Annotated in this window: 27 protein-coding genes and 1 rRNA gene; 13 read left to right on the top strand and 15 right to left on the bottom strand. The window is 43.5% G+C overall.

The window, feature by feature from the left end:
- Together rrf and FTU90_RS12575 are read left to right on the top strand one after the other, a co-directional pair.
- Positions 1-103, top strand: a 5S ribosomal RNA gene (gene rrf / locus FTU90_RS12580); the annotation flags it as partial.
- A gap of 171 nt (positions 104-274) precedes the next feature.
- Entirely contained in the window at positions 275-1,894 is a 1,620-nt protein-coding gene (locus tag FTU90_RS12575; RefSeq protein WP_005098139.1) for a Na/Pi cotransporter family protein, read from the top strand.
- Here the strand turns inward: FTU90_RS12575 and FTU90_RS12570 are convergent.
- From FTU90_RS12570 to FTU90_RS12555, 4 genes are all read right to left on the bottom strand, one after another.
- Positions 1,860-3,239, bottom strand: a complete 1,380-nt coding sequence (locus FTU90_RS12570; protein ID WP_180072751.1) for a dihydrolipoyl dehydrogenase — start codon at positions 3,237-3,239, stop codon at positions 1,860-1,862. The two genes, FTU90_RS12575 and FTU90_RS12570, sit on opposite strands and share 35 nt — an antisense overlap.
- Positions 3,240-3,316: 77 nt before the next feature.
- The gene (locus FTU90_RS12565; protein ID WP_159138797.1) at positions 3,317-4,513 is read right to left on the bottom strand and encodes a hypothetical protein; all 1,197 of its coding nucleotides are present in this window, start codon (positions 4,511-4,513) and stop codon (positions 3,317-3,319) included.
- Positions 4,514-4,714: 201 nt separating this feature from the next.
- Complete coding sequence (locus FTU90_RS12560) at positions 4,715-5,137, bottom strand: beta-lactamase hydrolase domain-containing protein (protein ID WP_159138798.1); 423 nt, start codon at positions 5,135-5,137, stop codon at positions 4,715-4,717.
- The gene (locus tag FTU90_RS12555; RefSeq protein WP_004281596.1) at positions 5,130-5,465 is read right to left on the bottom strand and encodes a TIGR01244 family sulfur transferase; all 336 of its coding nucleotides are present in this window, start codon (positions 5,463-5,465) and stop codon (positions 5,130-5,132) included. Before FTU90_RS12555 ends, FTU90_RS12560 begins: the two co-directional genes overlap by 8 nt.
- A 125-nt stretch (positions 5,466-5,590) precedes the next feature.
- Here FTU90_RS12555 and FTU90_RS12550 point away from each other — a divergent pair, with 125 nt between their 5' ends.
- The 3 genes from FTU90_RS12550 to FTU90_RS12540 are packed head-to-tail and all read left to right on the top strand — an operon-like array spanning position 5,591 to position 7,365.
- Positions 5,591-6,487, top strand: a complete 897-nt coding sequence (locus tag FTU90_RS12550) for an alpha/beta hydrolase (RefSeq protein WP_005168660.1) — start codon at positions 5,591-5,593, stop codon at positions 6,485-6,487.
- A complete protein-coding gene (gene trxC, locus FTU90_RS12545; RefSeq protein WP_005098120.1) occupies positions 6,488-6,919 on the top strand; it encodes a thioredoxin TrxC in 432 nt (143 codons plus the stop codon).
- A 5-nt stretch (positions 6,920-6,924) separates the two neighbouring features.
- A complete protein-coding gene (locus FTU90_RS12540) occupies positions 6,925-7,365 on the top strand; it encodes an acyl-CoA thioesterase (RefSeq protein ID WP_218944670.1) in 441 nt (146 codons plus the stop codon).
- A gap of 61 nt (positions 7,366-7,426) precedes the next feature.
- Here the strand turns inward: FTU90_RS12540 and FTU90_RS12535 are convergent, their stop codons facing one another.
- Positions 7,427-7,930 carry a DUF4442 domain-containing protein gene (locus FTU90_RS12535; RefSeq protein ID WP_159138799.1) on the bottom strand — a complete coding sequence of 168 codons (504 nt, stop codon included), beginning with the start codon at positions 7,928-7,930 and terminating at the stop codon, positions 7,427-7,429.
- 28 nt (positions 7,931-7,958) lie between these two features.
- The gene (locus FTU90_RS12530; protein WP_005098115.1) at positions 7,959-8,447 is read right to left on the bottom strand and encodes a YajQ family cyclic di-GMP-binding protein; all 489 of its coding nucleotides are present in this window, start codon (positions 8,445-8,447) and stop codon (positions 7,959-7,961) included.
- Positions 8,448-8,538: 91 nt separating this feature from the next.
- Between FTU90_RS12530 and FTU90_RS12525 the strand changes: the two genes are divergently transcribed.
- Complete coding sequence (locus tag FTU90_RS12525; protein WP_005098114.1) at positions 8,539-8,853, top strand: rhodanese-like domain-containing protein; 315 nt, start codon at positions 8,539-8,541, stop codon at positions 8,851-8,853.
- Between the two features lie 173 nt (positions 8,854-9,026).
- Here the strand turns inward: FTU90_RS12525 and mnmC are convergent, their stop codons facing one another.
- The 4 genes from mnmC to FTU90_RS12505 are packed head-to-tail and all read right to left on the bottom strand — an operon-like array spanning position 9,027 to position 12,419.
- Positions 9,027-10,925 (bottom strand): FAD-dependent 5-carboxymethylaminomethyl-2-thiouridine(34) oxidoreductase MnmC, encoded by a 1,899-nt coding sequence (gene mnmC / locus FTU90_RS12520; protein WP_159138800.1) that lies wholly within the window; start codon positions 10,923-10,925, stop codon positions 9,027-9,029.
- A 39-nt stretch (positions 10,926-10,964) separates the two neighbouring features.
- Positions 10,965-11,471 carry a hypothetical protein gene (locus FTU90_RS12515; RefSeq protein ID WP_100329844.1) on the bottom strand — a complete coding sequence of 169 codons (507 nt, stop codon included), beginning with the start codon at positions 11,469-11,471 and terminating at the stop codon, positions 10,965-10,967.
- Between the two features lie 5 nt (positions 11,472-11,476).
- Positions 11,477-11,779 (bottom strand): YciI family protein, encoded by a 303-nt coding sequence (locus FTU90_RS12510; RefSeq protein ID WP_005098111.1) that lies wholly within the window; start codon positions 11,777-11,779, stop codon positions 11,477-11,479.
- Positions 11,780-11,807: 28 nt separating this feature from the next.
- Complete coding sequence (locus FTU90_RS12505) at positions 11,808-12,419, bottom strand: septation protein IspZ (protein ID WP_005168649.1); 612 nt, start codon at positions 12,417-12,419, stop codon at positions 11,808-11,810.
- 44 nt (positions 12,420-12,463) lie between these two features.
- Here FTU90_RS12505 and FTU90_RS12500 point away from each other — a divergent pair, with 44 nt between their 5' ends.
- Complete coding sequence (locus FTU90_RS12500; protein WP_005098107.1) at positions 12,464-13,318, top strand: PHP domain-containing protein; 855 nt, start codon at positions 12,464-12,466, stop codon at positions 13,316-13,318.
- 74 nt (positions 13,319-13,392) lie between these two features.
- Here the strand turns inward: FTU90_RS12500 and FTU90_RS12495 are convergent, their stop codons facing one another.
- Positions 13,393-14,304 carry a bestrophin family protein gene (locus FTU90_RS12495; RefSeq protein WP_180072748.1) on the bottom strand — a complete coding sequence of 304 codons (912 nt, stop codon included), beginning with the start codon at positions 14,302-14,304 and terminating at the stop codon, positions 13,393-13,395.
- A 64-nt stretch (positions 14,305-14,368) separates the two neighbouring features.
- Positions 14,369-15,070 carry a DNA repair protein RadC gene (gene radC / locus FTU90_RS12490; protein ID WP_180072746.1) on the bottom strand — a complete coding sequence of 234 codons (702 nt, stop codon included), beginning with the start codon at positions 15,068-15,070 and terminating at the stop codon, positions 14,369-14,371.
- Positions 15,071-15,183: 113 nt separating this feature from the next.
- Between radC and coaBC the strand changes: the two genes are divergently transcribed.
- The gene (gene coaBC / locus FTU90_RS12485; RefSeq protein WP_005098105.1) at positions 15,184-16,458 is read left to right on the top strand and encodes a bifunctional phosphopantothenoylcysteine decarboxylase/phosphopantothenate--cysteine ligase CoaBC; all 1,275 of its coding nucleotides are present in this window, start codon (positions 15,184-15,186) and stop codon (positions 16,456-16,458) included.
- 230 nt (positions 16,459-16,688) lie between these two features.
- Positions 16,689-17,201, top strand: a complete 513-nt coding sequence (locus FTU90_RS12480) for a hypothetical protein (RefSeq protein WP_005098102.1) — start codon at positions 16,689-16,691, stop codon at positions 17,199-17,201.
- A gap of 75 nt (positions 17,202-17,276) precedes the next feature.
- On the opposite strand, the gene dusA is transcribed toward FTU90_RS12480, so the two are convergent.
- Positions 17,277-18,302 (bottom strand): tRNA dihydrouridine(20/20a) synthase DusA, encoded by a 1,026-nt coding sequence (gene dusA, locus FTU90_RS12475; RefSeq protein ID WP_100535415.1) that lies wholly within the window; start codon positions 18,300-18,302, stop codon positions 17,277-17,279.
- Between the two features lie 275 nt (positions 18,303-18,577).
- Between dusA and FTU90_RS12470 the strand changes: the two genes are divergently transcribed.
- Positions 18,578-19,222, top strand: coding sequence for a hypothetical protein (locus FTU90_RS12470; RefSeq protein ID WP_180072743.1), 645 nt, complete (start codon positions 18,578-18,580; stop codon positions 19,220-19,222).
- A gap of 14 nt (positions 19,223-19,236) precedes the next feature.
- Here the strand turns inward: FTU90_RS12470 and FTU90_RS12465 are convergent, their stop codons facing one another.
- Positions 19,237-20,424 carry an MFS transporter gene (locus FTU90_RS12465; protein WP_180072741.1) on the bottom strand — a complete coding sequence of 396 codons (1,188 nt, stop codon included), beginning with the start codon at positions 20,422-20,424 and terminating at the stop codon, positions 19,237-19,239.
- Positions 20,425-21,366: 942 nt separating this feature from the next.
- On the opposite strand from FTU90_RS12465, the gene FTU90_RS12460 reads away from it, so the two are divergent.
- The 3 genes from FTU90_RS12460 to FTU90_RS12450 are packed head-to-tail and all read left to right on the top strand — an operon-like array spanning position 21,367 to position 24,278.
- On the top strand, positions 21,367-22,494 hold the full coding sequence (locus FTU90_RS12460) for a Re/Si-specific NAD(P)(+) transhydrogenase subunit alpha (protein ID WP_180072739.1): 1,128 nt from the start codon (positions 21,367-21,369) through the stop codon (positions 22,492-22,494).
- Between the two features lie 11 nt (positions 22,495-22,505).
- Complete coding sequence (locus FTU90_RS12455) at positions 22,506-22,829, top strand: proton-translocating transhydrogenase family protein (protein WP_004281642.1); 324 nt, start codon at positions 22,506-22,508, stop codon at positions 22,827-22,829.
- Positions 22,830-22,832: 3 nt separating this feature from the next.
- Positions 22,833-24,278 carry an NAD(P)(+) transhydrogenase (Re/Si-specific) subunit beta gene (locus FTU90_RS12450; protein ID WP_005098093.1) on the top strand — a complete coding sequence of 482 codons (1,446 nt, stop codon included), beginning with the start codon at positions 22,833-22,835 and terminating at the stop codon, positions 24,276-24,278.
- Between the two features lie 279 nt (positions 24,279-24,557).
- On the opposite strand, the gene rsfS is transcribed toward FTU90_RS12450, so the two are convergent.
- Entirely contained in the window at positions 24,558-24,965 is a 408-nt protein-coding gene (rsfS, locus tag FTU90_RS12445; protein ID WP_005098092.1) for a ribosome silencing factor, read from the bottom strand.
- Positions 24,966-25,007: the final 42 nt, after the last annotated feature.

Genomic DNA, 25,007 nt, shown 5'->3' with positions numbered 1-25,007 from the left:
AGCAAGAGTGAACCACCTGATCCCTTCCCGAACTCAGAAGTGAAACCTCTTTGCGCTGATGGTAGTGTGGGGTTACCCATGTGAGAGTAAGTCATCGCCAGCTCATTATTCGAAACACCCCCTGCATCAGCAGGGGGTGTTTTTTTATGTGCGGGATTTATAGTAAAATTAAATATAGTAAAAATAATATTCTGAATTTACTCAAGGTTATTTGCTGTTTTTAAATCAGCCTGATTATGTTTTAATCATTAAAATTTAAAGCCTAGGAATCTGCGTGTTTGAGGTATTTACACAGCTCTGTGGTGGAATCGGTTTATTTTTGCTTGGTATGACTTTAATGACCGAGAGCCTTAAAGATATTGCAGGTGAAACATTAAGACAATGGTTAGGTCGGTTTACTGGTTCTCCTTTTAAAGCAATGACTTCAGGTATTGCCTTGACCTTGATTGTGCAATCCTCCACAGCCACGACTCTAGCAACCATTGGCTTTGTCAGTGCAGGCGTACTCTCTTTTTCGCAAGCCATTGGTGTAATTATTGGCGCCAATATCGGTACAACCAGTACTGGCTGGATTGTGGCTTTTTTAGGTTTAAAGTTTTCTATTGGACAAGTGGCTTTGCCTCTCATTGCCATAGGCGCTTTACTTAAAATATTAGCACATGGACGTACAGCGCTTACCGGCTTGGCGCTTGCGGGATTCGGCCTGATTTTCTTTGGAATTGATTTGCTTCAAGTAGCAATGTCAGGTGTCGCAGAACATTTCGATCTTTCAATTTTCTCGACCGAAAGTTTTGCTGCAAAGCTGTTATTGGTACTTTTTGGTTTGGTCATGACTGTGATTTTGCAGTCCTCCAGTGCCGCCATTACAGCGACACTTGCTGCATTAGCAAGTCAGGCGATTCAGCTCGATCAAGCGCTTGTGCTCGTCATTGGCCAGAATATTGGAACCGTTGCAACTGCAGTACTGGCAGCCATCGGTGCAAATGCGAATGCAAAACGAACTGCTGCTGTGCATGTCTGTTTTAATGTCGTGAGTGCAATTTTTGCATTTTGTATTTTGGTCCCCTTGTTTTTATGGCTGTATCAACCACAGTATTTTTTATCTGGTTGGGATCATGTGGTCATTGTGGCAGCTTTTCATACAGCCTTCAGTGTATTTGGTGCCTTATTTTTTATGCCATTGATTCGCCCCTTTGAACAGCTGTTGGTGAAATATATTCCGGCACATGAAGATTCATTATTACAGGCCTTAGATGAAGCCAGTTTGGCAGTGCCTGCGGTCGCAATTAATACGGCAGAACAAGTGATCTTTAAAACCATATTGACCCAATATTCCTGGATTCTAAAAGCCATCAAGTCAGCAGAATTGGTTTCGGCCAATGAATTAAAACAGCAAGACGAATTAATTTACAAATTACAGGATTATTTAGAAAAAATTGTTGTGCCTGAAAATAGCACTGATCAAAGTCGGCTGTTTAGCTTATTAAGGATGATGGTTTATCTGAAAGTGTTGCGTAGTGATTTGGAAAATCTAAAGCATGTTGTGAGTATTCGTACCCAACCCGCGATTCATCAACTTGCCTTGGATTTTATCCAGATTCTGGAAAATGCTGGAAATAGCATGCTAGATACTCGCTCATCTGAAGATTTGAGCCAACTGTATATTGAAATGGGACATCTAAAACAGTGGAGTAAACAGCATCGTAGCGAATTACGTGAAAAAACTAATATTTATGCCTCAACGTATCAGCTGAATGCAGCCAAAACTTTTGAGTTATTGGCTGCTCAGCGTTGGTTAGATCGCTTAGTTGCGCACAGTTACCGTTTGATTAATGTACTCAATGAGCGTCAGCAAACACTTACAATGCATCAAATTGACGACGAGCATGTTTAAGAGCAGATCTGAGACCTTCTTCCAGTGTTGGGTGATAAAAAGGTTTTGCCAGGATTTGATGAATATCCTGATCTGCATCAATGGTCCAGGCCAGAAGATGGCCAAGATGTTCAGCTTGTGAACAGAAGAGTTCTGCGCCTAATAATTTGCCTGATTTTTTATCAATATAAACTTCAATACCACCTTTATTTTCAGCAAGAACCAGTGCACGTCCTTGATTTTCATAGGAGGCAAATCCTCGAATAAACTCAATATTTTGCTGTTCTAACTGTTTAAAACTTTGCCCGATAATCGCCATTTCCGGGTGAGAGAATACGATTGCCAGTGGGGTGAGTGCGGGAATCGGTTTAATTTCGGGATAATTTAAACAGTTATGAACCACTTCTTTACCAGCATGAGCAGCTTCGTGCTGAATGGGGGCATCAGGTGCGGCATCACCCACTATAAATATCGGCATATCTGCGAGTTGTTTGGTTTTTTTATTGATAGGCAATTTTTTGATATCAGCAAAATTAGGATCTAACTGATTTAAACCCAATCGATCCAGATTAGTCTGACGGCCTGTAGCACCCAAAATATATTCAACTTGAATAGTTTGAGCTTGATCATTTTCAGTAAAATTAATCTGGATATGACCAGCTTGTTTTTTAACTTGATCTGGCAAGATTTTGAACTTGATATTGAGTTCTTTACTCAATTGCTCCTGTGCCAGCTTTTGTAAAGCAGGGCTGGTTAAGGCACCTACTTTTTGGCTACGAGCGAACAGGGTAGTGTCTACGCCCAGTCGTTGCATGGCTTGTGCCAGTTCAATGGCAATCACACCGCTTCCGATCACTGCTAAAGACTTGGGTAATTGAGAAAGTTCAAATATCTCATCAGAAGTTAGATATTTATCTCCTAATTCTTCCTTGAATGTTTTATCGATATTAGGTCGTGAACCAACCGCAATAATGAAGCTTTTAGCCTGATAAGCTTTTCTATTGACTTCAACTGTATGGGCATTAATAAACGTTGCATGACCAGAAATTTTATGTGAAGCCTCCCATCGATCAACACCTTTTAGGGTTGCGCGAATGAAACGTTCTCTTAAGCTATGTAGACGTTGCATCACACCTGAAGTATCTACTACAGCATCATGTTGTAAAGCGAGGTCTTTCGCGGATTGAATGTCATGCATACGATTTGCAGATGAAATCAGAAGTTTGCTTGGCATACAGCCGACACGTGCACAGGTTGTATCCCATGGGCCGTCATTAATAATTAAAATATTTTGGGTGTATTTGATGGCTTCGTTATAAGCACTGATTCCTGCTGTGCCTGCGCCAATGATGATGAGGTCGTACATAATATAAATATCTTAAAAATAATATAACTATATAAAAAAACCCTCTAGAAAGAGGGTTTTATTGCAATTATTTACACTTAAAATTTAATGCCTGCCGGTAAGCTCAAATTCGTATTAATTGTACCGCCATTATTTGTTGAAGTTCCTTTGAATGTTGTACCATTAATAGCATGTTCAAAACTAAGCGTACCGCTTGTTGCTTGTTTAAATTTTAAAATGTTTATGCCAATTAACTTAATACTACCAGTAAAAGTTTGCTTATTTTGATCAGGAGTTTCATTTTCAACACGAGTACCATCAATTGTCGTGATGCTCGGTAGAATTAATTCTTGTTCACCAGAAGCTCTCACGCGGTAATTAGCTGAACTAATTGTGCCAGGAGATGAGTTTAGTATTAACGAAATTGGCTCAGCAAAAGGAATATTGGGATTATCATTTATCAGTACATTAAATCCTGAACCTGATTGAATGTTATATAAGCTACCATCACGTGAGGTTAAATCTTTATAAATACTAATTGCGCCTGTCGTAATTTCTCGTTCAGTATCTTCACCTGTTTCTGGATCGGCTACAATTGCTGTTGTGGTGATCTTATAATCACTAGTGCTACTATTAATCAAAACAAAACGTTTTTGTTGAGTTTGTTGAATTCCCCATGACTGTTGGAAGGGATATGAAAATGCACCGGTAATAGTTACATCATGGAAATTTTTATCTCCATTTTCGTTTTCAAATACATAAATACGTGTATTTGATTCATATTCTTCTAAGTTTGGTGTTACTTCATCATGTTGTAATTTAATATTTTTTAAATCATTTACTGTAATATCAAAGTCCCAGTTATCGTAACTAGGTAAGATATTTTTAATATCTTCACCCACGAATACATAACAAGCTCTGTAATCTGTTTTACTTAAGGCAAAGCATTTGTTGCGGTAATATGAGCTATTTTTATAGGCAGATAAATCTATTTTTCGAATGTCTAAGCTTAATTGTAGGGGACCCTGTGCGAAAGTATCTAATGCATGGTCAATATAACCTTTAGCCGTAGTAGCATCATTTGGGTCATAATTTCCAAATAAGAACTGGCCTTCACGTTTTATGGTATCCAAGATTTGTTGAGGGGTTTGTTCACCAGATGGAATACTTGAATTATCTCCATTATTGGTTCCAGTTGAGGGAGATTTATCATAATAACCGTCACTACCACCGCCTCCACAAGCGGCTAAAAAACCTGATAAGGTGATAACAAGCACACTTTTATTAAACTTCATGTTTTACCCCAAAATAATTATATAAAGAATATAGTTTTACTATTTGAAGATTATCATATAAAAAAAATGGCGCAAAGAGCGCCATTTTTATTTACTATAGAACTCTATAGAGTAGTTCCCACACTCACACCTACAGTCGGCTTCAAATTCATTGAACTACAGCCGACAAAGGCCAAGCTCAGACATAATACGACCAAGATTTTATTCATGAATCAATCCTTGAGATTTAGCCTGGTTAAACAAGGTCGCTGAACGTGTACCGCTACGGCAGACCATCAAAATCGGCTTTGGCAGCTCATTATAAGATCGAGCAAACTCCTCAATATTGGCCTGAGAAATTTGACCACTCATGATGGGTTGATAAATAACACTGACTTGAGACTTTTCAGCAATTGAACGTAGCTGTCCAACCTTGACCTGATTGCCTTGTTCCTGGTCCGGGCGATTGACAATCACAGATTTAAAACCCTGTTGCATCAATTGCTGAAACTTGTTGGTGGTCATTTGCCCTGTAACACTCACCGTAGAGGTCAGTGCACGGCTAAGCTCTTGTGCAGCAAAAACAGGTGTAATACAGCTAAAACAGGTTACCAATACCACACCTTTCCAAAACAACTTAGTCATCCAGCAGGTCCATCTGTTTTGCCAGCTGATATAAATTATTCGAGCGGTTTCCAGTACGACAGAACATCAAGATCGGTTTTGGCAACTCATTATAATGATTGGCAAAAGTGCGTACATCAAGCTCAGTAATCTGACCGGCTACTACTGGCTGGAATACATAATCCAGACCGGCATTACGTGCAGCTTCCTCGATTTGTGCACTGGTTGGCTGCTCGGAACCACCTTCCATGTCCGGACGGTTGTTGATAATCGATTTAAAACCTTTCTCAACCACTTGAGTTACGTGTTCTGGACCAATTTGACCAGCAAAACCTACATTTTCGCTCATGACGCCACTCCATCATTTCATTTATATCGATATGCTTTATGATAGCATTAAGCGGAAAACATGCTGAAGCTGTTGTGAAATTTTTATAAATGATGATCACCATAAGATAACGCAATGGAGCGCGTATGCAGGCTTATACAGTTGAGCCACTGTATGTAAAAAGCGGTCAGGATGTGATTGCTGCAGATTTTTATCGGCCTAAAAATATAGAAAAACCGGCCGTGATCTTGATGGCCCATGGTCTGGCGGCCTTACGTCAATTTAAACTGGTGCACTATGCCCAGCATTTTGCCAGTGCCGGCTATGCGGTGGTGTTATTCGATTATCGCTATTGGGGCGGCAGTACCGGGCGACCGCGTGAGCTGGTCTCGATTTCTGCCCAGCTGGATGACTGGCGAACCATGATCAAGCATATTCAGGCACGTAAGTCGATTGACAGTCAACGGATCGTGCTCTGGGGAACTGCCTTAAGCGGAGGGCATGTACTCACCCTGGCAGCAGAACTGAAAAATATTCAGGCCGCAATGGTACAGGTGCCTTTTGTCGATGGGGCTGAAAGTGCCAGGCTTTATCCTTTGCAGCAACTCCCCAAGGCACTTAAGGTTTCTAGTCAGGACTATATGGGAAGCAAGGTCGGTATGCAGCCCAAAACCTTGCCGGTGGTCGATCCTTACGAGCTGTGTTTTATGCCGACACAGGACAGCTACGAGGGTTATCTGTCGATTGTGAATCCGGATTATTATTGGAGTGGTCAAATTCCTGCGCGGGTCTTTTTTAATTTAATGCGTTATCGCCCGATTCAGCAAGTTAGAAAAATCACCATTCCTGTGCTGTTTATTGCAGCAAAACTGGATAGTTTAATTCCGATTGAATCCAGTCGCGAAACCGTGACCAATCTTGCACCGTTTGTACAATATCAGGAGTGGAATATCCGGCATTTTGATATTTATCATGGTGAATGGTTTGAAAAAGCCGTTTCAACCCAATTAGAATTCCTACATCAACATATTGGAGTACGCTAGATGATTATTGTATGCCCAGAATGTCAGGCCAAAAATCGTGTTCCTGAAGATAAACTCACCGCCAACCCTGCCTGTGGTCAATGTCATCAGGCCCTGATTCCATTGGCCCCAATTGAATTAAATGAGCAGAATTTCAGCCAGTTTGTCACCCATAGTGACTTGCCCATTTTGATTGATCTCTGGGCAGAATGGTGTGGCCCCTGTAAAATGATGGCACCGCATTTTGCGACTGTCGCGCAGCAATATCCAAACGTGGTTTTTGCAAAAATTGATACCGAAGCGAATCCGCGCTTAAGTTCAGCATTTAATGTTCGCAGTATTCCGACGCTGGTGTTGATGAATAAAAGCAACGAAATTGCTAGAATAAGCGGTGCATTACGATCAAGCGAACTACAAAAATGGCTTGATCAGCAGTTAAATACCCAACCCTAATTCAAATGCCTGGAGTGAATGTGTCAGATTCTCAAGTAAAACCAGAGGGGATTCTTTCCCTACAAACGATCGCAATGCCTGCAGATACCAACTGGAGCGGTGATGTGTTTGGTGGCTGGATCGTTTCACAAATGGACTTGGCAGGCGCGATTCACGCAGAACGATTTTCAAAGGGACGTTGTGCCACGATTTCGATTAACCAGATGACCTTTCTGGTTCCAGTGAAAGTCGGGGATGTCATTAGCTGTTATACCCAGATTTTAAAAGTTGGCAAGACCTCTATTCAGATGGAAATTGAAGTCTGGGACAGTCATGATGATTCACGTGCGCCGATTCGTGTCACAGAAGGAGTATTTACTTTTGTCGCAGTCGATGTAAAAGGCAATAAGCGTCTGATTCCAGAGGAAGCCAAACAGAAGTTTTTAGAGTCTCAAGCAGCCCAATGATTGAATGAGATATAAAAAAATCCCAGAGATGATCTCTGGGATTTTTCTTGCTTAGAAAGAATTATGATTGCTTGAGCTGATCTTTGGCAATCCAGGCCCAGAGCATTTCACATTGAATCGGCGTTTCTCCGGATTCATCCGTGACCGTGACCTGAACCAATGTTTCGCCTTTATCGGAGCTTTGCATGAGTGCTTGTTGCTCCGGCGTCAAGGTAGCGACTGCAGTCATGGCGCCTTTGGTCGGACGTTTAAAATCAATCTTCAAACTTTTGATTAATACAATCGCGGTATCCGGCACATTCATTGCCGTCACAAAGCCGGTCGCAGTTTCTGCCACTAAGGCCATGGCGCAGGCATGTACCTGACCAATATGGTTTTGCATGACTTTATGGTTGGCGATTGTGACCACCACTTTTTCCCCACTGAGTTCTACATAGCGAATTTTGGCAGAACCTACCATGGGAATAATCCGGCCAAAGGTTTTACTCAATAAAGTACTACGAATAGCTTGAGGTAGTCTGGAAGTAGCTTTTACCAGTTTGGTCAGTCGATTGCGATGCGTCATAATTCCTTCTTTAAGACACTGTACGGTCTTAATCTTTAAAGTTATTGAACTGTAAAGGCAAACCAAATTGCTGTTCTTTTAAGAAGGTCATCACTTGTTGCAAAGTGTCGCGCTTCTTGTCCGTTACACGAATCTTGTCACCCTGAATAGAAGATTGCGCTTTAATGCCGCTTTCTTTAATGGCTTTATTGATTTTTTTTGCGGTATCAGAGTCAAGACCGTCTTTGAGTTTGATTACCTGAATCACGTTTTTACCAGAAGCCGTCATTTTCTGTGGATCAAGGGCCTGAATATCGACTTTGCGTTTAAAGAAATGACTTTCGAGCATGCTATACACTTGTTCACACTGGAAATCACTTTCAGTCGAAATCTTGATTTCCTTGTTTTTTTCATTCAGTTCAATAGAAACGTCCTGACCGCGGAAGTCAAAGCGGGTCGCAATTTCTTTTTGTGTGTTTTGAACTGCATGATTTACTTCAAAAATTTCTAATTCAGAAACAATATCGAAAGAAGGCATGGTTTAGACCTTTACAAATGGAAAGAATATCTGAGATGCTAGGGATGTTTTCTTCATTTGCCAAGTGTTGTTTACATCAAAGGAGTGCGCAATGATCCGTAAACAAGAAATTACAACATTTGAGTTCCCAGAAAATGCAATTATCTGGGATGTACGCGATACAAGTGCTTTTGCTGAAGCACACGTGAAAGGGGCGGTAAATCAGCCCATTAACGATCTTTCAGCAGAGAGCCTAACTCAGGTGTCAGCGGATCAACCCATTTACATCTTGTGTGGTGGGGGTAGTAAAGCTCCACGTGCTGCTGAAAAACTAGAGGGTTTTGACAGTTCACGTGAATATGTCATTCTGATGGGGGGTACTCGTGCCGCCCGTGATGCAGGCTTACCGCTTGAACAGGGTGCATAAGCATTCTGTTAAAAAAAAGCGCCGCAAGGCGCTTTTTTATTGGCTGAAATTTAATCCCTCCCAACCTCCCTTTTCTAAAGGGAGGAGCTACAGGCATTCTATTTATTCATAAAAGTATAAAAAAGTCCCCCTTTAAAAAAGGGGGACTTAGAGGGATTCATGCAAAAGGGTAATTAAATTTGTGGCTTAAAATAAGGCTTCTTGGTTTTTACTTTCTTTTGAAAGCGGCTCACGCTGAGTTTTTTAACCAGACTTGCCGGAACAGGATAGGCTTCACCCAGAATCTGGGCGGCCAGAATTTCACTACAAAGGGGTGCAAATAAAAAGCCTTTGGAGCCTAGACCGGCAAAACTATAAATTTCCTGTTCAGGCTGCATTTTACCGAGTAAAGGAAAGTAATCCTGACTTTGGGCACGTAGCGCTGCACGGCCATGCCAGGTGTCCATCGGTGCTAATGACGCGGCATAATCTGGAAAGACGCTCTGGAGCAGCTCATGATTATGTGCATGATCTTCTGGGAGCACCTCTGTATCCTCCCGACCAGGATGGAAAGATGCACCGAGAATTAAATGTGTATCATCCAGTTGCATACAATACCCACCGTAGTTATAAGCAGTCTCTTTGCTTAAAGGCTGAGCGCTATTGTTTAGCCAGCTCACTTGTCCACGAATTGGCTTGAGTGCCGGATAATGCTCAAAGAATTGTGCTGTCTCGCGCGCGCTACAAACCAGCACATGATCAAACTGACCCAAACAATTTTCATTTTCAAAAAGTTTGGGTTGAGATAGCTGCTCAATTTTGGTGATTTTTGCTTGGATATATTTAATATTCGGATGCTGTAAAATTTCATCACGCAATTGATGCGGAGAAATAGTTCCTGCTGCTAAAAGTTTTAAACTTGAATATTCAGTATGCAGTTTCTGCTCATCCGCCGTTTGCACTGAAAGAATATGTGCTGGATATTCATTTGCCAGACTTAAAAGAGTCTCGGGATGTTTGAGTGCCAATTGACTGACCTGAATCGGTCGAAAGGCTTTGAATTTTGCATAATGAGTCAGCGCATGTTGCCAAGCCAAGGTCATTAAATGTTCTGCACTCTGCTCAATCGGGCAGAGTTTTGGGTTCAGGAGCGCAAGCGGGTTACCAGAACCACCAGCAAGTGGCGCTGATTGATCGTAAATCGTGACTTGGTGGCCACGCTGCGCAAAGGCCCAGGCAGCACTTAAACCTGCGATTCCGGCACCAATAACCGCAATCTGGCGTACATTAAATTCAAGTTCAGGATTTAATGCTATTTTTTTTTGAGTAATATCCTGATCTGCATCCGAATTGGCTGGTTCAGATAGTTTCCAGATGGCTTTGAGCATTTCACGTTTATGCCCAAAACCTCTTGGACGTGAAATGGAAATCCCATGATTCTTTAGGCCACGTTTCAGGACACCTGCGACACTAAAAGAAGCGAAAGTGGTGCCGATCTCGGATAAACGCACAATATTATTTAAAACATTTTCTTCCCACATGTCTGGATTACAAGACGGCGCAAAACCATCCAGAAACCATGCATTCACAGGTGCGGTTTTTTCCATGATGGGAAATACATCATGGGCATCTCCAAGCCACAAGTCGATTGAGAAACATTCTTCCGGGAAGCTTAAGCGGTGGCAGCCTGCAATTGGCATCGGATATTGGGAAATCAGTTGATCTGCCAATGGCTTGAGTTCAGGCCAGACATTTAAAGCGCGAATCAGATCGGGTTTAGAGAGCGGAAATTTCTCCACTGAAATCGCATGCAAATGACTGTGATTGTCCGGACGGGTCTGCTGCCAGAGCTGCCATAACGCCAGAATATTCAGTCCTGTGCCAAAGCCGGTTTCGCCCACACAAAAATATTCAAACGGTTTTAAGTCAGTCAGGCGGGTCGGCAGGTCATTGCCATTTAAAAAAACATGGCGGGTTTCCAGCAAACCATTGTCTTTAGAAAAATAAACATCGCCAAACTGTTTAGAGACAGGCACTTCAATGCCATCCACCAATTGCCAATCGAGATCGGCGGTTTGAATTGCATGCGACAAAACGACTACAACCTTAAATAAGTCCGAAAGGGGAATAGATTACCATTGACGGCGACGTTTGGTATAAACGTAACTGGCAATCAGAAAGCCCAGCAAAACGCCTACGGCCAACGTGGCAGCACCATACAGGAACATCTGCGCACTGCGTTCGCTTTGTAAAACCTGTACTTGCACGCCAAGATTGTCATTTCTGAGCTGTAGTTCCTGATTTTGTGCTAACGCTTCCAGATTGGCTTTTTCCAGCTGTTGCAGACGTGTCGCCTGATCTTTCACCAAGGCTTTTACTTTGGCATCTTGCTGAGCTTTATTTCTGGCGAGTTCTTCAGCAGTCAGTGGCTTATTTCCAGTTGCCGGAAGGGCTTGAGATGCTGTTGCAGCCACAGGGATGATTGCAGGTTTTGGCGTAGCAGTGGGGGGTGCGACTGCAGCTTGTACAGCGGCGGCGGCGACACTGTTCGGTGTTGTCTGAACTGTGGCAACTTCTACTGCCCATACAGAATGAAAGGTACAACAGAGGCCAATAACACTGGCAAGAACAACACGCATAAACCTTATCCTTGAGGGAATGCTTTGTTAAACGGTTTCACATCAATCTGTGCATATACACCTTCTTTCAGGAAGGGTTCATCCTCTAACCAGGTATCCAGGTCTTCACGGCTGTCAAAATCGACAATGATGGTACTGCCATAAAAGCCGGCTTGTGGATTACTCGGATCTTTCGGCATCGCGCCTGCAACAATCAGACGGCCTTCATCATTCAGCTTTTGCAAGCGGGCAAGATGTTGTGGACGAATGGCAAGACGTTTCTCCACTGTACCTTCCTGATCGGTACAGCTAACGACAAATAACGGCATGATGATTCTCAATCGTTTGTAGTTGGATTTATTCAGCAGTCTTAAAGTATTTACGCAATACAATAAACTGGATAATGATAAAGGAAAACATCACGATCATGTCACCGAATGCCGTAAATTCGCCCCAATATTTTCCATCCAGCCACAAGTAGGCAAAGAAGGTATGTAAAAATGACATCAGTGCAAACATGGCGACCCAGGCATAGTTCAGTTTGATCCAGCCTTTTTCACTTAAGTTGAAAACCGGGCCAAACAGACGCTGAATCAGTGGCTTTTTATCTTTACTAAACCAAGGCGACAGCAGGAATACGCCCGCAAAGACCAGATTCAGCAATACCGCCTTTAAACGGATATAGAAATCGTCGCTCAGCATCAGAGTGATCCCACCAAAAATCACGGTCATAAACAGTACAATCCATTGCTGCTTATCCAGGCGGAATTTTTGCATGACAAATAACGCACCATAGACCACCAGCATAGCAATAATCAGACCAGTGGTTGCCACAAGAATATTATTATTGTCGACACCCCCCGCAGAACCGATCAATTGCAAAAGTTGATGGTCAGTGTCTTTTGGATCTACAGTTTTATATAAATAAAAGAAAATAATGAGTGGCACAAAGTCTAAAAGTGCTTTCATGTTAGAGTATCTAAATCTGATTAAATAAATGTCATAGTATAGAGATGCACGGCGTAGATTTACATACACATAGCAATATTTCTGATGGAACTTTAACTCCACAGCAATTGGTCGAGGCTGCCGTAGAGAAATCGGTGCATACTTTGGCATTGACAGATCACGACACTATGGATGGCCTGGAACTGGCACAAGAAGCCGCTAAAAATCATGAGATTAAGATCATTTCTGGGGTGGAAATCTCCAGCCAGTGGTCACGTCCAGCCACCAAGAAAAATTATGGTGTGCATATTGTTGCACTGAATATGCAAAATCCTGAGCCTTTACAAAAAGCCCTCAATCAGCAGAAGAAAATCCGGGCGGAACGCTCGAAACAGATCTGTGACTTACTGATTCCTTTAATTGGTCAGGATATTTATGCCGATGTACTGGTCAAAGTCGATAATATCCCTGATCGGGTAACACGGACGCATATTGCCAAAACCTTAGTAGAAAAGGGCATTGTGACTCGCCCGCAACAGGCTTTTGATAAGTACATCAAGGAAGGTAAGAAAGCCTATGTCAAATTTGATGGCTTGAGTCTTGAAGACACGGTTCAGGTGATTCATGAAAGTGGCGGTTTTGCAGTGCTGGCACATCCGACCAAATATGACCTATCTGCAACCAACATTCGTTACCTGATCGAGATCTTTGCCAAGTTTGGTGGCGACGCCGTTGAACTGCCGCCAGCGGTAGATCCAAGTTCTACTCGCCAGATGGTCGATCGGATGATTGCGGAGCATCGTCTGAAAGTTTCGATTGGCAGTGACTTTCATGGCGACCATATGCCATGGATCAGACTCGGGAATGTGCCGAGCCTAAAACCGGGACAAGTCGGGATTTGGGAGAGTTTTGTTGATTGAGTGCTTTACTCGAACTTTGTTCTTGCAGAGCAGAAGTGCCCTTTGCTGATAGAAAAGGGCAAGAGAAGAATAAATTACAGTAGGTTATGATCTTTGGCCTGAATCGGTGGTGGGGTTGGTTTGCCCAGCGTGCCTAAGAGTTCAATTTCAATGGTACGTACCATTGAGTCCAGTGGCAAATCATTACTTTGCGTGCCAAAAGGTTCTTCAATTTCTGAGCTTAAGGCATCTAGTCCTAAAAAGGTATAAGCTAAAATACCGACCAGTAAAGGCGTAAATAAACCCAATGTTGAACCCAGGCTAAAGGGCAAAATAAAACAGAAAAAATAGACGGTACGATTCAGCAAGACTGAATAGGCAAAAGGTAAAGGCGTCGTCGCAATCCGGTCACAACCAGTCTGGACAATACTTAGTTCCGCCACGTGATTATTCATCTGCATATAGATGATGTCTGAGATTTCACCTTCTTTGAGCGCCTGCATTAACTCCCATTGAATCAGGCTTAAGGTATATTGCGGCGCGTTGGCCTGTTGATAGAGCTGGGTCACAGCTTGCTGGCTCATGCCGCTGGTTTCAACCAGTTCGGTCGGATTGGCTGTCTGATGGCGTAGCCGGTCACGGAGAACATTGGCAAAGACAATCACGTGCTGAATTACACGTTCACGGCGACCTTGAGACAGCATCCGGCAATCCCGGTCAAAATGTCGTGAATTGGCAATCAGAATACCCCAGAGTTTGCGGGCTTCCCACCAGCGGTCATAACAGGCCGAATTCTTAAATCCGAGAAAGATCGACAGCACCACTCCAATCAGGGTAAAGCCAACCAGGGGTAATTCTGGAAAATGAAAATAACCAATATGCGACAAGCCACCAATGATGGCCGAGATCAACATCACTACGCCTAAAGGTGGCAAAACTTTCGGCAAAATTGTACCTCGCCAGGAAAACAGCAATTTAAAAAGACTTGGCTGGTCACGTACAATCATTTATTGGAATCATCACAGTTTTTTCATGATCTTCTTGACTTGTGCCAGCTTTGTCAAGTGCTAATCACCTGTGTATTTCGGGTTGAATGAGTTGCTGCTCGGCAAAAGAAAAACTGCCCTCTAGGGCAATGATACAGTGGTCGATTAAATAAATATCGACCAGTTGACAGGCCTGCTGAATCTGGCGAGTCAGATGCAGATCTGCTGGAGAGGGATAGGCCCGGCCGAGTGGATGATTATGCGCAATTACAATTGAGGTTGCCTGTTGGCTAATCGCATAACGTAGCAATTGATTAATGGAAATATCACATGCATTGATGGAGCCATAAAACAGTTTTTTAAAGGCAATTTTTCTTAAACTGGCATCCAGACACAGCATGGCAAACACTTCCTGAGTTTCACCGAGCAGTTCAAAACGTAAGTAATCTCTCAGCCGCTTGGAATTGGTAAGTTCCAGTGCATCCTGTTTCAGGTGCTCGGCTATGTAACGCCGTCCGAGTTCCTTGACGGCCATCAGTTGAGTATATTTACTGATGCCCATGCCATGAAACTGGCTGACTTCCTGTAAAGGTGCATCGAGCAACGCAGTCAAATGACCAAAATGCTGAATCAGCAAACGCGCCAGATCAACTGCCGAATGTTGCTGGGAACCGGAGCGTAGAAAAATAGCCAGTAGCTCGGCATCGGACAGACTTTCTGCGCCATATTGAATTAAGCGTTCTCGCGGCCGTTCTTGTTCCGGCCAGTTTTTAATAGAAAATTGCATAGTTATTAGACTTATTTATTATGAATTATCAGTTTTCCCGCAAGCTGATCTCTTGGGAATGCCATTATTTAATGCTATTGTGAGCCCCACTGCAACAGAAAGGTAGCCTGTTTGTGAGCTTCGATGTAAGTGTAATTCCTCATAAAAATATCATTTTAGCTGTGACTGGCGGCATTGCTGCCTATAAAAGTGCGATTCTGGTTCGTCGTCTGAAAGATGCCGGATTTAATGTGCGGGTGGTGATGACCCAAGGGGCACAGGCTTTTATTACACCTTTAACGTTTCAAGCCTTATCAGGCAATCCGGTCCATACGGCATTACTGGATCCTGAAGCGGAAGCAGGTATGGGGCATATCGAGCTGGCACGTTGGGCGGATCTGTTACTGGTTGCACCTGCAAGTTGTGACACCTTGGCAAAGTTTGCAGCAGGTCTGGCAGATGATTTGCTCAGTACTTTATATCTGGCGACCAAAGCACCGGTCTGGGTAGCGCCTGCCATGAACCAGCAAATGTGGGCAGCTAAGCCAACACAACGCAACTTGGCCACTTTAATTGAAGATGGTGTGCATGTGATCATGCCGGATGCCGGATCTCAAGCCTGTGGCGATGTGGGTTTAGGCCGTATGCCTGAGCCGGAAGATCTGGCACGACAAGTCACAGAATATTTCCATCAAGCACAGCGTGCGATCGCAGAAAAATTTGGTCAGCTTGCGGGTAAACGTGTCACCATCACCGCCGGTCCAACCCGTGAAGCGATTGATCCGGTACGTTATATTTCCAATCACAGTACCGGTAAAATGGGCTTTGCTCTGGCAGCTGCCTGTTATGCCGCTGGGGCAGATGTGACCCTGATTGCAGGGCCAGTGACTCTGGATACACCAAATGGCGTCAAACGCAAAAATGTCAGTTCTGCCGTAAAAATGCTCAATGAAAGCATGCAGATGCTGGAAGATGGCTGTGATATTTTTATTGCAACTGCTGCGGTGGCGGATTACCGCGTGGCGGAAGTTGCAGAACACAAAATTAAAAAATCTGGCGATGAGCTGAATGTGGCGCTTGTGAAAAATCCGGATATTGTGGCGACTATTGCCCAGCAAGAGAAACGTCCATTTATGGTCGGTTTTGCGGCGGAAACCCGCAATATTGAAGAATATGCCGCGGGCAAACTGGTCGCGAAAAAACTGGATATGATTGCCTGCAATGATGTCTCACGTGCCGATATCGGTTTTGCGTCGGATGAAAATGCCATGACCGTATTTTTTGCCGAACAGTATCAGATGGATAAGCGTGATCTGGAAAAAGCCTCCAAGCAGGAAATTGCCCAGCAGCTGATCGAAGCGATTCATGATGCCTTGCATCGTGATCCATCCAGTGATGACGATTTTTAAAAGAATCTTCACAAAAAAAAGCCCTGTTAGACTCAGGGCTTTTTTATGAGTAAATTTTTATCATTTATTCAAAAAGCTGTAGAAATCTTAAATAATTTAGTCATGATTCATGCACTGCTTATTTCTTGTTTTTTCAAAAAAGCATAAAATAGGTCACAGAATAAGCAAGCATAACAATACTGCATATATCAGCTATAAGCAGGAACAGGAAAGAAAAAGAAGGAGGCGCTATGAGAACAATCATTGTGTTATGGATGATCGCCTGTCTGGCTGGATGCAGTTACTTTGTCTCGATGGATGAATTGGCCAGAAATATTCAAGCGCAGATGCAACAGGAATTTAATTCCAATCAGGATTATCAACGCTATCGTTTTACTGTGCAGAAGGTCAAAATTGTCCAGCGGCAGGGCAATCAATTTAAAGCGATTTCTCATCTGAATTATCAGGGGGAGGCATATCCGGTCAATGTCAAAATTTTTAAGGTCGATGGAGGCTATAGGTGGTCGATCGAAGAGGATGCCTTTGCTTTTATTGATGAAATTGAAATAGAGCAATACCGGCAGCAACTGGATCGGGAGTTACAGCAGCTGGCTTCAGCCTTAGATGACCTGGAACCTGTAGATGAGTCAAAAGAACATGAGCGCGGTTCTCTGGTCACACCCATTGCCGAGCCAGAATTTCAAGGTGTTTCTTATCAGGAAGAACCGGTTCCGGTCGGTAATATCACCGCATATACTCAATAACGTCTTCGCTCATCTCTATAAAAAAGCACCGATGATCGGTGCTTTTTTATATCGATTAGACTTTTAAATTCGTATTTAGGATTCAACTTGCTGATGTTCACGCACATAGTCTTCAGTACGTTGCATTGCTTCTTGAATATTAAACAGCGCAGTTTCCACATCTTTCAAGGTTTTGGCATTGCCACCGCTTAGTGCCTGACGCCATTTACGTGCACCCGGCAAGTTCTGGAACAGTCCTAAAATATGACGGCTAATAATTGACAATGGTGCACCTTCTGCCATGCGCTGGGCAATATAAGGCAGCATTTGTTGCATGATCTCGAAACGATCCGGTGCATCCAGATTCCACAATTGGCCCAGTTCAGCCAATAAGTACGGATTATGATAGGCTTCACGACCAATCATCACGCCATCGACATGTTTGAGATGTTCCAGCGTTTCGGCATAGGTCTTGATCCCGCCATTGATTTCAATCAGCAGATCAGGACGATCCTGCTTCAGGCGATAAACATCTTCATAACGCAGGGGCGGCACATCGCGGTTTTCTTTAGGCGATAGACCTTTTAATAAGGCAATGCGCGCGTGTACGATAAAATTATTGCAGCCGGTTTTGGCTACGGTATCGACAAAATGCAGCATTTCTTCATAAGACTGCATATCATCAATCCCGATCCGGTGTTTTACAGTCACTGGAATATCCACCGCATGCTGCATTTCAGCAATACATTCCGCGACTAAATCGGGTTCAGCCATGAGGCAGGCCCCAATTTTATTATTCTGTACCCGGTCACTCGGGCAACCCACATTTAAATTGACTTCGTTATAACCCCAATCCTGTGCCATCTTGGTACAGGTCGCGAGATCTTTAGGATTCGAGCCACCAAGTTGTAGCACGATCGGCTGTTCTTCGGTGTTAAAGTCCAAATGCCGTTTGGCATCCCCATAAATGATGGCACCTGTGGTGACCATTTCAGTGTACATAATCACATTTGGGTTAAACAGACGGGCAAAGAAGCGATAGTCTTTGGTGGTCCAATCCATCATCGGGGCAACACTGATTCGTGGTTGAAGTTTATTTTCAATGGTGGTCAGATCAGTCATTCAAAATTATGCCTTAACGAAATGGAAGAAGAAGGGATGAATAAATCACCCAAAGATTATTTTTTTTTTGCCCAAGCTCGCTAGGCCAACATCGCAAAAAAAGAGGGCGTAATACTAGCATAAAATCAGCAGAACGACCCGGCGAACTTGAGTCAAGCCAGTAAGTCCAGGACATAAAACAAGAAATAAAATTAGAATTCCAAGTCATTCCAGAATGGTATATTTTGATAGTAGAAACACCAATATAAAAAATGATAGAAATAAGGAGAATAATTATGCTGTTATTGGAGGAGATTTATAAAAGCCATAAAGCACAAAATTCAGCACATTTTAACTTAAAAATTCATCGTGGCTTAGGCTGGTTTAAAAAAGCGCTAGACTTGGATCAAGATCTGGATTTTAAATTCATCAGTCTATGGATTGGTTTTCAGGCTATTTATGCAGAAGAGGATGATCGGGTTCAGGGAAAGGATAAGCTGCATCAATTTCTAGAAATACTTTGCCAAAATGATCTGGACCAGAAGATTAATCATATTGTCTGGGAAAAGTACAGTCAGCCAATCCACTCACTCTTAGCGAACCCCTATATGGAACAAAGTTTTTGGGATTATCGTCACCAGAAAATTAGTCTGGAAAGCTGTAATGCTGAACTGGAAACACAGAAAAAAATCATACAGCATGCTTTAAATGAGCGAAATTCTGTCGAAATTTTAGTCGGGGTGTTTCGTCGTTTATATACATTACATCATCAGCTCATGCAGGGCGGAGTTACCTATCATAGTTCCCTGAATCACAAGTCACTCGAGGAAAGCTGCCGGATTCTGGCCGCTTTGCTGCCGGTCTTTATCTGTATTTTATTGGAAAATTCAGTTGCTCTAGATTTAAATAAACCTTTCTATCCAGCGGCTCAAGTCAGCTAAGTATAGTTAAGCATCTAGGCTGCTGTCCGGGCGTGATGCCATTGATCCAGTAAGGCGAATAGGGTAGCGCCTAGGGCCAGCCCGAGTCCTGCAATACAGGTCATGCTCCAGCCCCCATGATGCCAGGCATAAACCCCTAAGGCTGAACCACAGGCACCGCCAATAAAGTACAGGGTCATATACAGTGAATTGACCCGTGATTTGGCATCCGGGCGCAGGCGGAAAATCACATTCTGATTACAGCTATGCGTAATCGCCAACCCCAGATTAATCAGTCCATAGCCCAGAATATAGCTCAGCAGCGATACCGCACCAAAATATAGGAACAGCCAGCTCCCAATCAGGATCGAACAGCCAATCCAGCTCAAGGTTTTGATATGGCCCCGATCGGCCCATTTGCCAATAAATTGAGTCGACAATGCACCAAAGACGCCGACCAGTGTCACCAGACCGACCATGACATCAGACAGCTGGAAAGGTTCTTGGGTCAGCAGCAGGGCAATGGTCGAGAACAGCATGCTCATGGCGGCAAAAGCACAGGCACCGGTAAGAGAGCGCAAGACCAGTCGTGGTTCATGTGTTAATAAGCTCGTCATAGATTTGAAAATCGCTGCATAGCTGATTCTTAGACGTGGCAGACTCGGTAATTTTCCTCGCAGATAAAAACTTAAAGCCAGCATGCTGATGCCACTGACGATATAGATCATTTTCCAGTGAAACAGGTCGGACAATAATCCCGCAATACTGGTCGAGAGCAGAATACCGACCAGCAAGCCGCTCATCAGGAAACCCACTACTTCTCCAGTTTTTTCCGGTTTGACCGCCATGGTGGCCAGGGGAATCAGAATCTGTGCAGCCACGGAAAACAACCCGGCAATGATGGTGCCAACCCACAGCATCGGCAGGTTTATTGCACTGGCACAAATAAATAAACCTGCAGCTGCACCCAGCATGAGAAAGGGAATCAGCTTGGTTTTATTCAGCATATCGCCCAAAGGTACAATAAACAGCAGGCCTAATGCATAAGAGATTTGAGCAAAGGTAACGGTGAGTGCCACTTGTGATTCCGGCACCTGATAATATTGCTGAATCGATGAAATCAGTGGCTGGCAATAATAGTTGGCGCCGGCACATAAACCACAGGCAATCGCCATCAGCCATAATAAGGGCTTGTTTTGACTGATATCGAGGGGCGTGTTCATAGCAGCAACCTTATCTAAGCCGAGGAGAATTTAAAACAAGCAGCGCATTGATGCAGGAATGAAAGGCACTATAAGTGAGAACTTTAGGCTTTAAAAGTAGAAAAATATTACAATGACTCAATGAAAAGATCTTAGAAAACCAGTCAGGAATAATCAGGTTGCCAGATTTTTGATCAATAGCTGGCTTTATTACAATGCATAGGACAAAGAAAGAACGGAAAATCCCCTGAAAATGAAAAAAATTAAATAATGGCTCTCATTTTATGCGCAGATATGGTGCATAAACTTTATTTTAGTCACTTATTCGGTTTATGACATTAATATAATAAATGGTCAGCAAGATTTTTGTTCCTCTTGGTCTGATCATTTTAGAGATAAGTGACCCTTAGACCCACAGATCTCGTTGTGTCACATCCATCAATTCAACCCTAGCTCGATGGGTGTTAAATCATAACTAAATTGAATAAAAGGTATTACTTTACAGATCAGATAGCTTATCGGGAATAAGTTCTTTATTTGTCAATAAAGTCAAATTTAGAAAACTTGGAGAGCTAAAGTGCCGCTGTCCTTAGCAGAGAGACCTATTCAGAAACGGGTAGCATAAAGAACCAAAACAGGAATTTTGGTCAGAAAGATCAATGTAACAAAAAAAATCTCAAGTAGGCGGCTTATCAGCCGAGCGCATTTTCAGGTTTTCATTCAGGTGAATGAATATCGTTTATAAAATAATCAAATATAAATATTTGGCGTATATAAGCCACGCACCAGTACAGCAACATTTTTATGAATCATCAGTTCAATATATAGGCATTTATTAAATAAATAGTAGGTAGTAATTTCAAACAGTTTGATTAGAATCCAAAAATTCAACAAGAACACATCCTGAGGGGAAGCATCGTTTAAGCGATGTTTACTTAAGAAAAATTAGCTTGAGGAACGCTCATGCAGATCGGAATTCCAGCCGAAACTGTTGTCGGTGAAAATCGCGTCGCTGCGACGCCAGAGACAGTAAAGAAATTGATCAGCGCAGGACATAGCGTGATTATCGAACGTAGTGCAGGGCTTAAAGCTGCCTATATCGATAGCGCCTATGAACAAGTTGGTGCCAAAATTACGGATGATGCCTACACCGGCAGTCAATTGATTTTAAAAGTTCGTGCACCGAAAGGTGAGGAAATTCAAAAACTCAATCCGAACACCGCCATCGTGGCGATGTTTGATCCTTACCGTAATACTGAGCTTGACCAATTTGCGGCACAGAACGTGTCTGCATTTGCATTGGAACTTTTGCCACGGACCTTGTCTCGTGCGCAGAACATGGATGTCTTGTCTTCTCAAGCCAACCTTGCAGGATACAAATCGGTGCTTTTGGCTGCGGCTGAATACCAGCGCATGTTCCCGATGCTAATGACGGCTGCGGGGACGGTCAAACCGGCCCGTGTGGTGATCATGGGGGTCGGTGTCGCGGGTCTGCAAGCGATTGCCACTGCAAAACGCTTAGGCGCTATTGTGGAAGCCACAGACTTGCGTCCAACAGCAAAAGATCAAGTGGAATCATTGGGCGGTAAATGGCTGGACGTGCCGATGTCTGCCGAAGAGCAGCAAAAAGCGGCGGATGCGGCCAAGAATGGTTATGGCTGGATGCCGGGTGAGGAATACATCCGCGATCAGGCTGCCATTGTGGATAAAGCCGTATCAAATGCTGACATTGTGATTACCACAGCGCTTTTACCCGGCCGTGATGCACCGCGTTTAATCCGTGCTGAAACAGTGGCGAAAATGAAACCGGGTTCAGTCATTTTAGATATGGCAGTGGAATCGGGCGGTAACGTTGAAGGTTCGAAATGCGGTGAAACTGTGCATACCGGCAATGGTGTCAAAATTCTCGGTATTCCCAATATTCCTTCGACAGTCTCGACTGAAGCATCGGCTTTATATGCACGTAACGTGTTTAATTTTGTCGAAACGCTGTTTGATGCCGATAAGAATTTTGTCCTGAATCCAGAAGAAGAAATTCAAAAAGCCCTACTTGTCACTCATGCCGGCCAAGTGCTGCTGAAACGTGGTTAAGGAGAAGACTCATGGTTGAAACAATTACGATTTTTGTCCTTGCCATTTTCGTAGGTTACTACGTGGTGTGGGGGGTAACGCCAGCATTGCATACGCCGTTGATGGCGGTCACCAATGCCTTGTCATCGATCATTATTGTCGGTGCAATGATCCAGACTGTTGGTCTGCCGGTGATCGGCGTTGAAGGCAGCGTGGATTTCCAGACCATTAACGTGGTGAGCGTACTTGGCGCAATTGCAGTATTCCTGGCGAGCATTAACATTTTCGGTGGCTTTGCCGTGACTGCTCGTATGCTGGAAATGTTTAAACCTAAGCAAAAGAAAAAAGAGGGTTAATCCATGGAAATGATTCGAGAATATGCGGATTGGTTCTACCTGATTGGTGCCGTTCTTTTTATCCTGACGCTACGTGGTTTATCAGGTCCTAAAACTGCAATCCAAGGTAACCGTTACGGTATGATCGCCATGGCGATTGCAGTATTGACCACCTTCTTTGTTGCAGATAATCCTGTGGTGTGGATGATTGTGGGCGCAATGGTAGCAGGTGCGGTGGTGGGTATTGCCCGTGCGCGTACTGTCCCTATGACCCAAATGCCAGAAACTGTGGCGCTGATGCACTCATTGGTGGGTCTGGCTGCGGTCTTGATTGCGATTGCTGCAATTATTCATAACAACAAACTGATTGAACTCGGTCCAGACCTTTTGGCGGCCAATGGCGTCAATTTCCATGAAATGAGCCGTGTTCATTTATTTGAACTGTTCGTGGGTTGTTTTGTCGGTGCAATTACCTTTACAGCATCAGTCTTTGCTTATGGAAAACTGGCTGCGAAGAAATGGGCAAAAACCATTTCTGGCGCATGGGTAAAACCTGTTCAGGCCATCATCTTTATTGCCATGTTGGTGTTTGGTTTCATGTTCTTCTCAACAGGGAATATGACCGCATTCTGGGCAATGACAGCACTTGCACTGGTCTTTGGCTGGGTATGGATTGCACCTGTCGGCGGTGGTGATATGCCGGTGGTGGTCTCGCTACTCAACTCATTCTCTGGTTGGGCTGCAGCCGGGATTGGTTTCACGCTTGAAAACAACATGCTGATTGTGGCAGGTTCACTGGTCGGTTCTTCAGGTGCGATTCTGTCTTATATCATGTGTAAAGCCATGAACCGTTCAATCATCAACGTTCTGTTTGGTGGCGCAATGGGCGGTACAGCTGCGCCGACAGCAGGTGCGGGTGAGCAGGTACAACGTAACCACCGTTCTGGTTCAGCAGATGATGCGGGCTTCCTCATGTCAAATGCGGACAGCGTGGTGATTGTACCGGGTTATGGAATGGCGCAAGGTCGTGCACAGAATGCGGTCAAAGAACTTGCGAACATCTTAAAAGAGCAGGGCGTAACCGTACGTTTTGCAATTCATCCGGTGGCAGGTCGTATGCCAGGTCATATGAACGTATTGCTGGCTGAAGCTGATGTGCCGTATGAAGATATTTTAGAGATGGATGAGATCAACTCTGACTTCCCGGCAACGGATGTGGTGCTGGTGATTGGTGCAAACGACGTTGTCAACCCAGCAGCCAAAGATGATCCAACATCGCCGATTTATGGCATGCCGATTCTGGAAGCGCATAAAGCACGTACTATTATGGTAATCAAACGTTCAATGGCGACCGGTTATGCAGGTCTGGACAATGACTTGTTCTATAACGACAAGACCATGATGATCTTCGGTGATGCCAAGAAAGTGGTGGAAGATATGACCAAAGCGATTAATGGTACGGGTCACTAATCATTTAAATCCCCCTAAGTCCCCCTTTAATAAAGGGGGATTTTTTATTTTTTATTTTATATTTTATATTTTATATTTTGGAAAAAAGATGATTGAGCGGTCATCGAACGTCTATGTTTATGATGAATTTATCCTAAAATACCCATCAAATCGGTGCATAAGACAAGATGAAAATTAAAGAAAAATAGCTGTAGCTTGAGTTGTATTAACGCTTATAAAGTCCGATGAACAGGCAATAAAAAAGCGACCTACACAGGTCGCTTTTTTGAATATTCGATTTTACGCTACAGAGTTTGTATCTGCAGGATTGCGCCATAAGCTTTCTAGATCATAGAATTTACGCGCTGTTGGAAGCATACAATGAACCACTACATAACCGAGGTCGATGAGGATCCATTCAGCATCACGTTCGCCTTCAATACCAAGCGGACGGAAGCCAGCTTTACGTGCTTCTTCAGCAACGTTATTGGCCAGTGATTTGATATGACGTGTCGATGTGCCGCTTGCAATGACCATAGCATCAGCCACATTACTGATACCGCTGACATCAAGCTCAACAATTTCTTTTGCTTTTACATCTTCAAGTGCAGCATGTACGACTTTTAAGCAGTCCTGTACAGCTTGAGAATTTGAATTCATAGTAAGATCGTGAGAATTAGAAGCGCTGGGCGATGGTTCTAAATTCATGGGGTGTGTAATTTCCTAACAATTATGCATGGTCTAATATAG

The sequence above is a fragment of the Acinetobacter sp. YH12200 genome (genome assembly GCF_013418175.1).
In the GTDB taxonomy this organism is placed as follows: domain Bacteria; phylum Pseudomonadota; class Gammaproteobacteria; order Pseudomonadales; family Moraxellaceae; genus Acinetobacter; species Acinetobacter pseudolwoffii.
Note: the sequence above shows the minus strand (reverse complement) of the source record. Positions and strands in the feature narration are given on the sequence as shown.